The organism is Burkholderia sp. HAN2018 (genome assembly GCF_024704855.1).
Classification (GTDB): domain Bacteria; phylum Pseudomonadota; class Gammaproteobacteria; order Burkholderiales; family Burkholderiaceae; genus Burkholderia; species Burkholderia cepacia.
The window spans coordinates 22,633-35,693 of sequence record NZ_QOBB01000024.1; the positions used below are offsets into that span (position 1 = coordinate 22,633).

General features: G+C 63.5%; 16 protein-coding genes. All 16 read left to right on the forward strand.

Annotation, left to right across the window (positions count from 1 at the left end):
* Positions 1-16 precede the first annotated feature (16 nt).
* A complete protein-coding gene (locus DPV74_RS08425; RefSeq protein WP_226127317.1) occupies positions 17-259 on the forward strand; it encodes a hypothetical protein in 243 nt (80 codons plus the stop codon).
* On the forward strand, positions 259-594 hold the full coding sequence (locus DPV74_RS08430; RefSeq protein WP_034195754.1) for a GPW/gp25 family protein: 336 nt from the start codon (positions 259-261) through the stop codon (positions 592-594). The genes DPV74_RS08425 and DPV74_RS08430 overlap by 1 nt, the downstream gene beginning before the upstream one ends.
* Positions 591-1,487 (forward strand): baseplate J/gp47 family protein, encoded by an 897-nt coding sequence (locus tag DPV74_RS08435; protein ID WP_060223066.1) that lies wholly within the window; start codon positions 591-593, stop codon positions 1,485-1,487. Before DPV74_RS08430 ends, DPV74_RS08435 begins: the two co-directional genes overlap by 4 nt.
* Positions 1,477-2,055, forward strand: a complete 579-nt coding sequence (locus DPV74_RS08440; protein ID WP_034195755.1) for a phage tail protein I — start codon at positions 1,477-1,479, stop codon at positions 2,053-2,055. Before DPV74_RS08435 ends, DPV74_RS08440 begins: the two co-directional genes overlap by 11 nt.
* Positions 2,043-4,034 carry a phage tail protein gene (locus tag DPV74_RS08445; RefSeq protein WP_119336973.1) on the forward strand — a complete coding sequence of 664 codons (1,992 nt, stop codon included), beginning with the start codon at positions 2,043-2,045 and terminating at the stop codon, positions 4,032-4,034. The genes DPV74_RS08440 and DPV74_RS08445 overlap by 13 nt, the downstream gene beginning before the upstream one ends.
* A gap of 15 nt (positions 4,035-4,049) precedes the next feature.
* Positions 4,050-4,829, forward strand: a complete 780-nt coding sequence (locus tag DPV74_RS08450) for a tail fiber assembly protein (protein ID WP_119336974.1) — start codon at positions 4,050-4,052, stop codon at positions 4,827-4,829.
* 83 nt (positions 4,830-4,912) lie between these two features.
* On the forward strand, positions 4,913-6,082 hold the full coding sequence (locus DPV74_RS08455; RefSeq protein ID WP_119336975.1) for a phage tail sheath family protein: 1,170 nt from the start codon (positions 4,913-4,915) through the stop codon (positions 6,080-6,082).
* Between the two features lie 9 nt (positions 6,083-6,091).
* Positions 6,092-6,595, forward strand: coding sequence for a phage major tail tube protein (locus DPV74_RS08460; RefSeq protein WP_060373121.1), 504 nt, complete (start codon positions 6,092-6,094; stop codon positions 6,593-6,595).
* Positions 6,596-6,692: 97 nt separating this feature from the next.
* Complete coding sequence (locus DPV74_RS08465) at positions 6,693-6,995, forward strand: phage tail assembly protein (protein WP_119336976.1); 303 nt, start codon at positions 6,693-6,695, stop codon at positions 6,993-6,995.
* An 80-nt stretch (positions 6,996-7,075) separates the two neighbouring features.
* Positions 7,076-9,517: a phage tail tape measure protein gene (locus tag DPV74_RS08470; RefSeq protein WP_119336977.1), complete on the forward strand. Its 2,442-nt coding sequence runs from the start codon at positions 7,076-7,078 to the stop codon at positions 9,515-9,517.
* Between the two features lie 10 nt (positions 9,518-9,527).
* Positions 9,528-10,406, forward strand: coding sequence for a phage tail protein (locus DPV74_RS08475; protein WP_119336978.1), 879 nt, complete (start codon positions 9,528-9,530; stop codon positions 10,404-10,406).
* Complete coding sequence (locus DPV74_RS08480) at positions 10,381-10,587, forward strand: tail protein X (protein ID WP_027789299.1); 207 nt, start codon at positions 10,381-10,383, stop codon at positions 10,585-10,587. Before DPV74_RS08475 ends, DPV74_RS08480 begins: the two co-directional genes overlap by 26 nt.
* Before the next feature lie 9 nt (positions 10,588-10,596).
* Positions 10,597-11,646: a phage late control D family protein gene (locus tag DPV74_RS08485; RefSeq protein ID WP_119336979.1), complete on the forward strand. Its 1,050-nt coding sequence runs from the start codon at positions 10,597-10,599 to the stop codon at positions 11,644-11,646.
* A gap of 76 nt (positions 11,647-11,722) precedes the next feature.
* Positions 11,723-12,007, forward strand: a complete 285-nt coding sequence (locus DPV74_RS08490; RefSeq protein WP_034188712.1) for a phage holin family protein — start codon at positions 11,723-11,725, stop codon at positions 12,005-12,007.
* A gap of 2 nt (positions 12,008-12,009) precedes the next feature.
* The gene (locus DPV74_RS08495; protein WP_119336980.1) at positions 12,010-12,504 is read left to right on the forward strand and encodes a glycoside hydrolase family protein; all 495 of its coding nucleotides are present in this window, start codon (positions 12,010-12,012) and stop codon (positions 12,502-12,504) included.
* Positions 12,501-12,995 carry a DUF2514 family protein gene (locus tag DPV74_RS08500; RefSeq protein ID WP_113044962.1) on the forward strand — a complete coding sequence of 165 codons (495 nt, stop codon included), beginning with the start codon at positions 12,501-12,503 and terminating at the stop codon, positions 12,993-12,995. Before DPV74_RS08495 ends, DPV74_RS08500 begins: the two co-directional genes overlap by 4 nt.
* The last annotated feature ends 66 nt before the right edge of the window (positions 12,996-13,061 follow it).

Below are 13,061 nucleotides of genomic sequence, written 5' to 3' on the forward strand. Positions count from 1 at the left end.
CACAGCAAAGTAACTTTTGACCCCGCCCGTGCGGGGTTTTTCGTTTGTGGGGGTGGTGATGGCGAAAGACGCACAGCAAGGCGGGGCGGTGGCACCCGTGACATTCATCGATACCGAGTTCCGCAGCCGCGTGATCGTGTTTCCGGACGGCTCGCACGTTGCCGTGCTGGCCGGCAAAACGGAAGTGACGGAGCCTGAGCATATCGCGTATCTCGAATCGCGCGGGTGCTTCAAGCGCATTCCGACGAAGGCGCAGTGATGGTCGCGCTGGTCGGTATGTGTCGCCGTACGGGCCGACTGATCGGCGGTCTGGATCATCTTGTGCAGAGCATCGCGGACATTCTCAGCACGCGCAAGGGAACCCGCCGCGAGCGACCCGATTACGGCTCGGATCTCCCTGCGATGGTTGACCTGCCCGTCACGCGCGGATGGATCTCGGCCGCGCAGGCGGAAGCCGCGCGCGCGATCGGTCGATGGGAGCCGCGCATTGCGCTGGATAGCGTGAAGGCGCTCTCTGTCGTGGACGGCAAAGTAACTTTTCGGATCGCCGGCCAATACAACGGCGACGATGTTGTATTCGAGGTGACGATATGACAGTGATCGATCTGTCGGCGCTTGATCCACCGGATCTCGTCGAAACGCTCGACTTCGAGGAGGTGTACCAGCGCAAGCTCGAACACTTCAAGAGCATCTATCCGGATTGGACGGCTGCGCTCGAATCCGATCCGGTCGTCAAGTTGATCGAGCTGGCGGCGTACGACGACATACGGTTTCGGGCGCGTGTCAACGATGCAGCCCGAGCCGTATTGCTGGCGTACTCGACGGGCGCGGATCTTGAACACCTCGCGGTGCTCTGGAATTTGCAGCGGGAGACAGTCGATCCCGGTGATCCGGAAGCGCATCCGCCTGTCCCCGCGACAGTCGAGCGCGACGAGCGGCTGCGATTGCGTACGCAGATGGGTATCGAGCGTTCGTCAACGGCGGGGCCATTCGGTGCATATCGGTCGATGGCGATGGATGCATCGCCGGATGTCGCCGATGTGCGCGTCGATCGACCGGAGGGCGGTGTCGTTCGCGTCGTGGTGAAGTCGTACTCGAACGGTGGCGTTGCCAGTGCTGCGCTGCTCGACACGGTCCGCCGAGCGCTCTCTCCCGAAGATCGTCGGCCGCTCAATGACACGCTGCTAGTTGTGCCGGCACGGCCGGTCGAATACTCGATCGTCGCCGACGTGTACATCGGGCGCGGGCCAGATCCGGGCGTCGTGCTTGCTGCGCGACGGCAGGATCTCGATATCGCAGTCGCTGCGGGCGAAGCGCTACGGGTTGGCATGCCTCGCTCGGCCGTAACCGGGGCGCTGCATCCCAAAGCGTCGGGTGTCGTGCGTGTCGATCTGAAGGCCCCTATGGCTGACGTGGTGTGTGCGATCGATCAGTTCGCCCGGTGTACATCGATCGTGCTGAATCCGAAGGTGAACGATGACGACTGAAGCACTACTGCCGACGAACCAGACGAGTCTAGAGGCCGCGCTCGCACAGGTGATGCGGCCGTCTGTCGATCCGAACGTGATCCGCACGCTCTGGGATGCGGATCGCTGCCCGGCCGCTTTCTTGCCGTGGCTCGCGTGGTCGCTGGCAGTCGACGGATGGGAGCTGGCGGAGTCGGAAGAGGCGCGACGCGCGCTGATCAAGTCGTCTCTGGCGATCTATCAAAAGAAGGGCACGCCGTGGGCGATCCGCGAGATCGTTCGTCGTCTCGGGTTCGGCGAGATCGACATTCAGGAGGGGCGGCAGATCAAGCGGCGAGACGGTTCGGCGAAGCGCGACGGTCGATATCTGCACGGCGGGTCGACTGCATGGGCCGAGTACATCGTGAAGCTGCGGCGGCCGGTGACGCGAGATCAGGGCGAGAACCTGAAGCGGGCGATCGAGCGTTATGCGCCGGCTCGTAGCCGGCTCGCGTGGCTCGATTTTTCTGAGGTTGCGATCCGACACAACGGTGTCGCGACGCGCAATGGTCAATTTACGCGAGGGGTGATCGGTACATGGCCAATCTGAAAGAAGAAAGCAAGTGGGAGGAGGGGGTCTACCAGTTCGAAACGTCGGACCCCGTACAAGGTGGTCCTGATGGGATCGACAACGTGCCGACAAAGCAACTTGCGAATCGGACGCGGCACCTCAAAGACCGGGCGGACGGCACCGACAAGCGTGTCGGCGAAGTCAGTGCGCAAGTTGATGCACTCGGCAAGCGAACCGACGCACTCGGTAACGAAAAGCTGCCGTACACGGGCGGTACGTTGAAGGGTGTACTGCTGGGAAAGGTCGGCGCAATTACGCCGAATAACGCAAACAACGCTGGTTTCGGGTTTGCGAATGATCCCGATACGGGCATGTTCTCGCCGCGCGACGGGTATCTGCAGATCGGGGCGCAGGGCGTTTCGCACCTGGAGATTCAAGGTAACAACTGCTTTGTTGGACCAGCAGTGGCGAGCGGCTGGCTTGCGTTGATTTCCGGTGGTGCGGAGCGAATGCGTTTAACTCAGGGCGGGCGTTTGCTCGTCGGTACGACGGCCGACAATGGTCGCGACGGCATGCAAGTTGCGTATCGAACGTCGTTTGCGAACGGCGTTCAGATTACGGGGATGGACTCGGGCGACGGCGGGCAGCTTCGTGCGTGCGGCGGTCAGTACGGCGTGATGTTTCGTCACGACGACATCACGGCGTACTGGCTGCAAACAAAGAAGGGTGATCCGCTCGGCAGTTGGAACGACTACCGGCCGTTTTCATGGACCCTTGATACCGGGGCCGTGAGCATCGACGCGACGGGTGCCGGTACGTATCTAGGTGGATCGGTCAACGTCGTTGGAGACATAACGTTGAGGCCCGCATGGGGCGAAGGTCGGATTCGCTTCGGTGCGGTCGACGGATACTTCTACGCGAATGCGGACAACGTTGGATGGTACTCGGCAACGAAAGGCTCATTCCAGTACTTCTTCGGCAGTCGAACGTTGCGTGTTGACGGGCAGATGGTCTATCACACGGGCAATCTAACGCCGCTCGACATGAACAACGGCGGGACGCTCAAGGGTGCGCTCTGGCTTGCTGCCGGTGCGCGGATCTACCTGTCGGAAGGCACACCTCAGAACCCGTCATTGACGTTCGACAAAGACGGTGCACCGGATACGGGTCTGTACCACATCACGGACGGTGCGTTCGGCGTCACCTGCAACGGAATCGTGACTGCTCGATTCACGGCCGACAAAGGCACGATCTTCGATCGTCCGGTGCAGGTTCCTACGCCGGCTGCTGGCGACCGATCGAACAATGCAGCATCGACGGCGTACGTCGTCGATGCGATCGCGTCGGCATCGATCGGCCAGATCATTTTCGAGGTGCGAAACAGTGTGCGGGCGGGTTGCCTGAAGCTGGACGGAGCGTTACTCAAGCGAGCCGATTATCCGCAGCTCTGGGCGTACGCTCAGGCAAGCGGTGCGCTCGCAACGGAGAAGGATTGGGCCGCTGGTTGGTGGGGGTGCTTCTCGATCGGCGACGGGGAGACGACGTTCCGCATCCCCGAGTTTCGCGGCGAAGGTGTCCGGTGTGCTGACGGCGGGCGGGGTGTTGATTCTGGTCGCGGTGTCGGTTCGTGGCAGGACAGCCAAAACCGCTCCCACTCGCACGGCGCCTCGTCAGGTGCCGCTGGAGATCACACACATACCGCTTGGACTGATGCGGCTGGCTGGCACGGACACAACATTACGCAGCAGCCTCACTCGCACGGGTTTGGTCTCGGGTCGAACGGTGCGTATTCGACGAGCACCGGGCGCGGGTACGGCATGGACAACGGTCGTGCGAACAACTTGGGAACGGATGGTGCAACGATCCCTATCGGCATCGATGGAAATGGACAGCATACGCACGCCGTCGGTATCGGCGGTGTTGGTGGTCACTCGCATGCAATCAGCGTTGCCGCTGACGGGGGCACCGAAGCGCGCATGCGCAACATCGCAGTGCTTGCCATGATCCGCGCATATTAATTCGTGAGGTAGAACATGCTTTGCAATCAATACGACAGTTTGACCGGGCAGTACATCGTGAGCTTTCTTGCCGATGTCGATCCGATGAATTCCAGCCGCTATCTGGTTCCCGCATTCTGCACGCTCGAGCCGCTGCCCGAACGTGCGCCGCGTACCTGGCCGTTCTGGCGTGCCGACAAATGGGAGATGCTGCCCGACTATCGCGGCGTGCGCCTCTATCGAACCGAGTCCGGTCTCGCGGCGGAAATTACCGTGGCAGGTGTGACGCCGGACGACGCTGGCCTGACTGAAGAGCCGCGCCCATCCGATACGCACGTATGGCGGGACGGGGCGTGGGTTGTCGACGAGAAGATCGTCGCAGACCGGGCGCGCGAGTCAGCGATGAATGACTTCTTCGCGCGGCTGGAAAAGGCCCGTCAGCAGAATCGCGGCAAGGCGGACGCTCGGATGACGGGGCGACTGTCGGATCTCGAAGAGGCGACGTTCGACGCATGGGCCGATTATCAAGTCGCGCTGGTGAATGTTGTCGAGTCGCCGACGTTTCCGGCGCAGATTGCGTGGCCCGCAGAACCTGATCAGGCCGCGATTCTCGCGGCGGTTGAGGCCGAGCGTGCAGCGAAAGCGAAGCGCGAAGCGGAGGAGGCCGCGCAGCGGGCGGCTGCTGAGAAGCAGGCCGAAGAGGATCGCGCTGAGGCCGAGGCGGAAATGCAGCGTCGAGCGGAGGAGGCGGCAACAACCGACGCCGCCCCCGAGCCGGAGCAACCGAAGGCATCCGATACGACCGTCAAAAAGTAACTTTGCCGACGCCGCATGTGTTGCCGGCGTCGTTTCGTTTCAAGCCGCTCCGATGAGCGGCTTTTTTATTTCCGGAGATCCGCATGGCAGCGACTTCCTTTTTTCACGGCATCACGACGACGATCGTCGACAGCGGTCCGCGCACGATTGCGGTGCCGTCGTCTTCGGTGGTCGGTATGACCGACACGTACACTCCCGGTCCCGATCTGGCGCAGCCGAACGTCCCGGTGCAACTGACGAGCTACGGCGAGGCGGTGCGCGCGTTCGGCGAGAACAGCGCGGTCGCACGGGCAGCCCGCGCGATTTACGCGCAGAGCAGCGCGATTGTGATCGCCGTGGGGGTGCCGGCAGCGGCCGACGCGGCGCAGCTCACGTCGGCGATCATCGGCGGTGTGTCGGCCGGGGGCGCACGCACGGGCATGCAGGCGCTGCTCGACGCGAAGTCGCGCTTCAACGCACAACCGCGTTTGCTGGTCGCACCTGGGCATACGTCCAAGCAGCCGGTCGCGACGGCTGCCGACTCGCTCGCCGGCAAGCTGCGCGCGATGGCCGTGATCGATGGCCCGAACGTCGACGACGAGGCAGCGATCGCGTACGCGAAGAACTTCGGCAGCAAGCGCCTGTACATGGTCGACCCCGGCGCGAAGGCGTGGAACAACGCGACGAACGGCGAGATCTCGCTGCCCGCGTCGACGTACGCGGCAGGGCTGTTCTGTCAGACCGACGCGAAGATCGGCTTCTGGGCGTCGCCGTCGAACAAGGAGATCGTCGAGATCACGGGGACGGGCCGGCCGATCGAATACCTCGACGGCGACGAGACGTGCCGGGCGAACCTGCTCAACAACGCGAACATCACGACGATCATTCGCGACGGCGGGTATCGCCTCTGGGGGAACCGTACGCTGTCGGCCGATCCGAAATGGAAGTTTGTCACGCGCGTGCGCACGCTCGACATCGTCATGGATGCCGTGCAAGCCGGCCACAAGTGGGCGGTCGATCGCGGCATTACGGCGACGTACGTCAGCGACGTGACCGAAGGGCTGCACGCGTTCATGCGTGATCTGAAGCGTCAGGGCGCAGTGATCAACTTCGAGGTCTATCCGGACCCGATGCTGAACACGGCGAGCCAGCTCGAAGACGGCAAGGTGTACTGGAACATCCGATTCACGGACGTCCCGCCGGCCGAAAACCCGATTTTCCGCTTCGAAGTCACGAACCAGTGGCTGACCGAAGTACTGGACAACCAGATCTAAGGGGGAACGATGATTCCGGAAACTCTGCACAACTGCAACGCGTTCATCGACGGCCGCGGATACGCCGGTCGCGCAACGAGCGTTACGCCGCCCAAGCTGAAGATCAAGACGGATGACTTCCGTGCGGGCGGCATGGACGCGACCGTCAAGATCGATCAGGGCATGGAAGCGCTCGATGCGTCATTCGCGATGTCGACGATGGAATACGAGGTGCTGCGCTTCTTCGGTCTGGTCGATCAGGGCGCGTTCAACGGTGTGTTTCGCGCGGGCTTCAAGGATCGCAGCGGCAAGACGAAGGCAGTCGCCGTGTATATGCGCGGCATGCTCTATGAAGTCGATCCCGGCGAATGGAAGCCGGGCGATAAGGTCGATGCGAAATACAGTGTGTCGTGCGATTACTACAAGATGGAGATCGACGGCGCGATCGTGCATGAGATCGACGTATTCGCGTGCAAGCGCGTGATCAACGGCGTTGACCAGCTCGCCGACATGCGTAAGGCGCTCGGCATGTAATTGCCTCGTCGACGTCACTCGACGGACACACAGCAAAGCTACTTTGTTCAATCAATGGCGAGCCGATGGCTCGCCATTTTTCATTTCAGGAATCGCAATGGAAAAGGTCACGGTCCCGCTCACCTATCCGATCAAACTCAATGGCGTCGAATGCGACAAATTCACGATGCGCCGGCCGAAGGTACGCGACATGCGCGGTGCGCAGAAGCTCGCTCCGAACGATGCTGAGCAACAGGAGCTGATCTTGTTCGCCAATCTCGCCGACGTGTCGCCCGATGACATCGAAGACATGGACATGGCCGATTACGAGCGCGTGCAGGACGCCTACTACTCCTTTCGATCCGTACGCCAAGCTGGACAGAAAGACGCTCAAGGCGCTGGCAAATCGGCTGGTGCGTGAATACGGCATGTCGCCGACATCGATTGACGAGATGACGGTCGACGACATGCTCTGGTGGCTGACGGATTGAGGGGGCCGGGATGGCGAAAGACTTAGCACTTGGCATCGTGATCGGCGGGGCCGTCTCGGCGACGTTCGGCAAGGCGATCACCGACACGTCGTCGAAGATCGACGCGATGAAGAAGCGGGCGAACGACTCGCGGCTCTGGCAGCGCCAGATCGGCGAGACGATGCGCCTGCAGGACGAGTTCCGTCGCCTTCATTTGGCGGGCGACAGCGCGGCGGACGGCATTCGCCGCAAGATCGACAGCAATTTGAAATCGCTGCGAGATGCCGGCATCGAGGTTGGCCGGCTCGACCGCGCGTATGCGCAGCTCGGGCGAACCGCTCGCGGGCTGGATCTGAAGGTGGCCGGACGCGAGCGGCTGGCAGCCGGGCAAGAGGCCGGCCGTGGCGTGATCGGCGACGCGGTGAAGCTGACGGCGGCAGTCGCGGTGCCAGCGACGATCTCGGCGAACTATCAGGCGATCATTCGCGACATCGCGATTAAGGCGGGTATCGCGCGCACGCAGGAAGAGGCCGCGATGGCGACGCGGATCAGGCGTGACGCCGGGGCGAACGGTATCGGCCGCAACGAGCTGGCGGACGCCGTCAACCAGATGGTGGCGGGCGGCATGGATCTGGATCGCGCGCTCAACTTCGCGCCGCTGGTCGCGAAGTTCTCCATCGGCCAAGGCGCGACGACGGTCGAAACCGCGAAGATGATCCAAGCGCTGCAGCAGAACGCGGAGATCGTCGATCCGAAGCAGATGTCGAAGGCGCTCGAAGCGATCGCGTATCTCGGCAAAGAAGGGTCGTTCGAGTCGGTCGACATGGCGCGTTGGTTCCCGGTGCTACTCGCCGAGATGAAGAAGATCGGCATCACGGGGCAGGACTCGGTGACGCAGCTCGGGGCAATGCTCCAGGTGCAGATGAAGACCGCCGGCAGTTCGGACGAGGCGGCGAACAACCTGAAAAACTGGTTTTCGAAGATCGGTTCGGGCGAGACCGAACGCAACTACGCGAAGGCCGGTGTCGATTACCAGGCCAAGATGCGCGAGGCGATCGGCAAGGGCTGGTCGACGCTGGAGGCGTCTTTCGTGCTCGCCCGCGCGTACATCGAGCGTGTCGACCCTGCCAAGGCGAAGCAGCTCGCAGCTGCGGCGAAGCAGTTCAATTCGGAGATGGACCCCGCCAAGCGTCAGGCGCAGATGGCCGCGTTCGCCGAGACGATGAAGACCGGCGACCTGTTCAACGACATGCAGGTCAAGGCGGCGCTGACGGCATACATGCAAAACGCCGAGCTGTATTCGAACCTGAAGCGCAACGCGCAGCAGGCGAGCGGCGAGATCCAGAAGGATCTGGAGGCACGTCGCGAGACGTCCAAACAGATCTGGAGCGAGGTCGGGCAGCGATGGGACGACGCGATGCGCAGCATTGGCGACGCCCTACGGCCGATCACGGATCGCGTTGGCGAGGCGGCGAAGGGGGCAGGGAGCGGTATCCAGTCCGCAGCAGACAGCGCTCCGAAGGCGACAGCTGCTGTCGTCGGCATCGCCGGCACGGTGCTCGCGGTGCGCGGAGCAAAGGCACTTTGGGGTATCGGTCGCGGCTTGTTCGATATCGCGCGCGGGACGGTGCTGGCGCGTGGTGGTCGAGGGGGTGCAGGGCGTGCCAGTGGTGCGGGTGGCGTCGTCGGGCGCGCACTGGATGCAGTCGGTGGGGCTGCAAGCGCCGCTGGTGGCGTCCAGCGCGTGTTTGTCGTGAACATGCCCGGCGGTGGCGTCGATGGTGGCGGGCTTGGCGATCTGATGGGCGGTGGGCGTGCAGGTCGAGCCGCGCGTCGCGCGGCAGCTCGGGCGGGGCGGCTCGGGAGGATCGGGCGCGTCGTCAACGCGGGACGTGCGCTCTTCGGTCGGGTTGCGCCGTGGGCAGGAAAGCTGGCCGTTGCGGGGACCGTCCTGAAGTTCGGCCTTGCGGCTCGCGAAGCATACGCCGTCGCGTCGAGCACCGATACGAACGATCGGAAGGCCACCCGGTTCGCTGGCATCGCCGGCAGTCTCGCGGGTGGCGTGATCGGCGCGAAGGTCGGGGCGACGATCGGGGCGCTCGGCGGGCCGATCGGATCGGCTGTCGTCGGCGTGCTTGGCGGGGCACTCGGGACGTTTGTAGGCGACAAGGCACTGAGCGCCATCGCGAGCAAGTTCTTGGGCCAGAAACCCGACGAGACGCCCGCGAATGCCGAGGCGGTCGCCAAGGCAGCGAAGGCAGCGGAAAGTCCGGCGGCAGATGCCCGGTTCGGGCCGCGTATCGATCAGACGAACACGTTCGCGCCGGTCTTCAACGTGAAGATCGAGGCGAGCGATACCGACATGGCTAACAAGTTTCTCCAACAGGTCAGCCCGCAGTTGACGCGGATGATGGAGGAGCAGCAGCGCAAGGCGAACAGTCGAACCGCAATGTTCGACGCGCCGCATATGTAAGGGAGGCGCTATGGATGTGTTTCGACAGATCTCGGGAGCAGCAACGCAGGCGGGGATCGCGACGGAGCGCGTGCGGCAGATGGTTCGCATATTCGATCGAAACCGCGCGGCGAGCATGGCGACGGTCGACATGCTGCAACGTCTCGCAACGGGCAATCTGAGCAGCGCGGCCGAGCTGCTGACAGGCGCGACGAGCGCACTGTCGGTGGCGTCGGACCTGTTTCCGCAGGTCGGCGCTGTCGTGCGTAGCTTCAACGCGACGCAGGCGTCGATCGGCTCGATTCTGAAAGCCGTCGACGGATCGAATTTCCCCCTTGTGCGGGCTGCCGCCGACAGCGTCAAGTCTGCATTGGGCGGGGCGTGGAATCAGTTCAACGCGGCGGTGGGTCTGAAGGATTCGGCGGTGATGGACGTGATCAAGTCGACGGGCGTCGGCTCGATGCTGTCGGGTCTGATCGACGGTGCGTCGTCGAGCACGCCGCACCTGATGTCGATGACGACGGATGCCGGCGACGCATTCCACTTCAACCTGTCGACGGCTGCTCACGACAAGTTGCGACGAGCGACGCGGTATCGCGTGGCGTCTCAGGAGCGCCTGAATCGTCAGGAGGCGCTGCAACCGGTCAGCGAAGGGGGCGAGACGATCACGCTGTCGGGCGTCGTGTTCCCGTCGCTTGGGGGCGGTACGAAGCAGATTAGCCGGCTGCGTGCCATCGGCGGCCGGATGAAGCCCGTGCAGCTCACGACGGGCGACGGCGAAGTGCTCGGCCGCTGGCTGTTGCAGGCGATCGAAGAGGAGCAGGACGCGCTGCTCGCGGACGGCTTGCCGCGCAAGCAAACTTTCTCGGTGGAGTTCGGGCGCTATGGCGAAGACTTTAAGAACGTCTGACGGTGACGTGCTCGACACGCTCTGCTATCGCTTCTACGGAGCGCTACAGGGAACGGTCGAGGCCGTGTACGAAGCGAATCCGGGGCTGGCGAATCGGCCGCAGCCGTTCCCGGCCGGCGTCGAGATCCTGATGCCGGATCTCGATGCGCCACGTGCCGAGTCCGTCCAGCTCTGGACATAGTGAGGTGCGATGGAAGCGATTTTTCAGGTCGTCGCGAACGGCTCGGACGTGACGAAGGTTATTCAGGATCGCGTGCTTGAGATCCGGTCGATGGACAAACCCGGTCTAGACGCCGACGAGTGCACGATCACGCTCGACGATCGCGACGGCCGCGTCGAGTTTCCGCCGAAGGGCGCGACGTTGAAGGTGTCGATCGGGTGGGAGGGACAGGGGCTGTCGATGCTCGGCGAGTACGCCGTCGACGAGGTTGGATTGCGCGGGCCGCCGGCCAGCGTCGTGATCCGGGGCAAGCCTGCGAACATGCGCGCGACGTCGAAAACGCAGCGATACGGGAGCTGGTCGAACGCGAAGCTGGCCGACATCGTCGGCGACGTCGCGCGTCGTAACAAATGGGCGGCCGCATGTGACGTCGACGTCGTCGTGCCGCGTATCGACCAGTTCGGTGAAAGCGATTTGCACTTCATCACACGCGTGGCTCGCCAGTATGGTGCGACGGCGACGGTCAAGGCCGGCAAGCTGATCGTCCTGCCGCGAGGCGGCGGCAAGAGCGCGAGCGGCAAGCCGCTGTCGATCGTCACGCTCACGCCGGGCGACCTGCTCGATTACGACATCAATTTCCCGGACCGAGCGAGCTTCGCGGCCGTGCGCACGAAGGTGCATGACCGCAAGTCCGGGAAGAAGATCGATCTGACGATCCCGAACCCGGATGCGCCGCCAGGTGCGTCCGCGGTGCATACCGAGCGCCATGCGTTCGCGAGTCCGGAAGCCGCGAAAGCGGGCGCGACATCGCGAATGGCGACGCTCAACCGGCACACGTCGACGAGCCGGCTGACGATGCGCGGCCGCGCAGATCTGTCGGCGGAAAAGACGATCGAGCTGAAGGGGTTCAAGACCGGAGTAGACGGTGAGTTTCTGGTCGAGTCGGTCGAGCACACGTTCGCATCGCGCGGGTGGATCACGGTCGTGACTTTGAACGGAGGGAACAAGGGGAAAGCGAAGGTCGGGCACAAGAAGAAGTCAGGCAAGAAAATCACTCTGGTGGTGCCGGCGCCGCAGTAACGCGTTACGCACTGAATTTGCAGGCCGCTCACGGGCAACCGGGGCGGCCTTTCTTTTTATCGGGCAAGGGGAACCGATGCAAGACCACGAAAAAACGATTCTGGAGCTGATCGTCATGGGCGGATTGATTGGCATCGCGAAGGTGTTGGTTGGTAGCGAGCCGTTGTCGTTTCGGCTGGTTGTCGGCCGGGCCGTATTGGGATCGGCGACGTCGATGGTGGCCGGGCTCGCGCTGCTGCAGATTCCGGATCTGCCGCCGATCGCGCTGCTTGGTCTGGGGAGTGCGCTCGGCATTGTGGGGTCGCAGTACCTCGAAGTGCTGCTGCGCCGGAATGCAAAACGTGTGTTTGGAGGGAAGTGACGATGGCGCGAATCAGTGTTGCAGCCGCAGGGGGAAAGAACCGGGTGGCGTTTCTCGACACCATCGCGGTAAGCGAGATCGGCTCGCCGCTGCTCGCGAAATCGGACGATGGTTATAACGTCCTGGTCGGTGCGACGGCATCGCGACCGCTGTTGTTTGCGAGCTATGCCGCACATCCGAACGTGCTCAATCGCCAGATCCGCGTGCCGTCGACAGCGGCGGGCCGCTACCAGATCCTCACGCGCTGGTGGCGGATCTATCAGGCGCAGATGAGGCTGCCCGACTTCGGGCCGGTGTCGCAGGATCGGTACGCGCTGCAGCAGCTGCGCGAGCACGGCGCATTGCCGTTGGTCGATGCTGGCCGGTTTCGCGAAGCCATCGCCAAGGTGTCGAATGTATGGGCCAGTCTGCCGGGGGCGGGGTACGGCCAGCACGAAAACGACATCGAGAAATTGCTGGCGGCGTATCGCGCGGCCGGCGGGGAGGTGATCGCATGACGTGGATCGACCCGCGCATTTGGCTGCTCGTCGTTGCCGGCGTCATTGCCGGCGCTGCCTGCGGCTACTTCGAGGGACATCGTGATGCCGACCAATCCGCGAAGGTGGCGGATCAGGCGCGGCAGATCGATGACCTGACGAACGAACGTAACGAATTTCGCCGCCGGTTGGCGGCACAACAGGAGATCGCAACCGATGCTGCGAAAGAACGTGATCAGGCAACCGCTGATGCTGCTGTTGCCGGTGCTGCTGCTGACGGGCTGCGCAGGCAAGTCGCCGCACTCGTCGCCGACGTCCGGCGTGCCGGCGCTGCGGCCGGAAGCCCGGCAACCGGCGACGCCCTCGATCTGCTCGCCGACGTGTTCGGCCGGGCTGACGAGCGCGCGGGAGAGTTGGCAAAGATCGCTGACGAGCGAGGCATCGCCGGTCGGCAATGCGAGCGCAGTTATGACGCGTTGATCGGCGACGCGCAAAGCAACTTGCCGCAGTAGCGCGGCGATCGGGGCCGGGCGGCCTCGAAAGAAACAGGGCGACCGGAGGACGTGCAGCAACACGTC

What these genes read in the sequence shown, in the direction of transcription:
- DPV74_RS08480 (WP_027789299.1), top strand. Translation starts at nt 10,381, where the DNA reads ATGGCGAAGACTTTAAGAACGTCTGACGGTGACGTGCTCGACACGCTC.
- DPV74_RS08485 (WP_119336979.1), top strand. Translation starts at nt 10,597, where the DNA reads ATGGAAGCGATTTTTCAGGTCGTCGCGAACGGCTCGGACGTGACGAAG.
- DPV74_RS08475 (WP_119336978.1), top strand. Translation starts at nt 9,528, where the DNA reads ATGGATGTGTTTCGACAGATCTCGGGAGCAGCAACGCAGGCGGGGATC.
- DPV74_RS08465 (WP_119336976.1), top strand. Translation starts at nt 6,693, where the DNA reads ATGGAAAAGGTCACGGTCCCGCTCACCTATCCGATCAAACTCAATGGC.
- DPV74_RS08445 (WP_119336973.1), top strand. Translation starts at nt 2,043, where the DNA reads ATGGCCAATCTGAAAGAAGAAAGCAAGTGGGAGGAGGGGGTCTACCAG.
- DPV74_RS08430 (WP_034195754.1), top strand. Translation starts at nt 259, where the DNA reads ATGGTCGCGCTGGTCGGTATGTGTCGCCGTACGGGCCGACTGATCGGC.
- DPV74_RS08490 (WP_034188712.1), top strand. Translation starts at nt 11,723, where the DNA reads ATGCAAGACCACGAAAAAACGATTCTGGAGCTGATCGTCATGGGCGGA.
- DPV74_RS08450 (WP_119336974.1), top strand. Translation starts at nt 4,050, where the DNA reads ATGCTTTGCAATCAATACGACAGTTTGACCGGGCAGTACATCGTGAGC.
- DPV74_RS08470 (WP_119336977.1), top strand. Translation starts at nt 7,076, where the DNA reads ATGGCGAAAGACTTAGCACTTGGCATCGTGATCGGCGGGGCCGTCTCG.
- DPV74_RS08495 (WP_119336980.1), top strand. Translation starts at nt 12,010, where the DNA reads ATGGCGCGAATCAGTGTTGCAGCCGCAGGGGGAAAGAACCGGGTGGCG.
- DPV74_RS08435 (WP_060223066.1), top strand. Translation starts at nt 591, where the DNA reads ATGACAGTGATCGATCTGTCGGCGCTTGATCCACCGGATCTCGTCGAA.
- DPV74_RS08440 (WP_034195755.1), top strand. Translation starts at nt 1,477, where the DNA reads ATGACGACTGAAGCACTACTGCCGACGAACCAGACGAGTCTAGAGGCC.
- DPV74_RS08455 (WP_119336975.1), top strand. Translation starts at nt 4,913, where the DNA reads ATGGCAGCGACTTCCTTTTTTCACGGCATCACGACGACGATCGTCGAC.
- DPV74_RS08500 (WP_113044962.1), top strand. Translation starts at nt 12,501, where the DNA reads ATGACGTGGATCGACCCGCGCATTTGGCTGCTCGTCGTTGCCGGCGTC.
- DPV74_RS08460 (WP_060373121.1), top strand. Translation starts at nt 6,092, where the DNA reads ATGATTCCGGAAACTCTGCACAACTGCAACGCGTTCATCGACGGCCGC.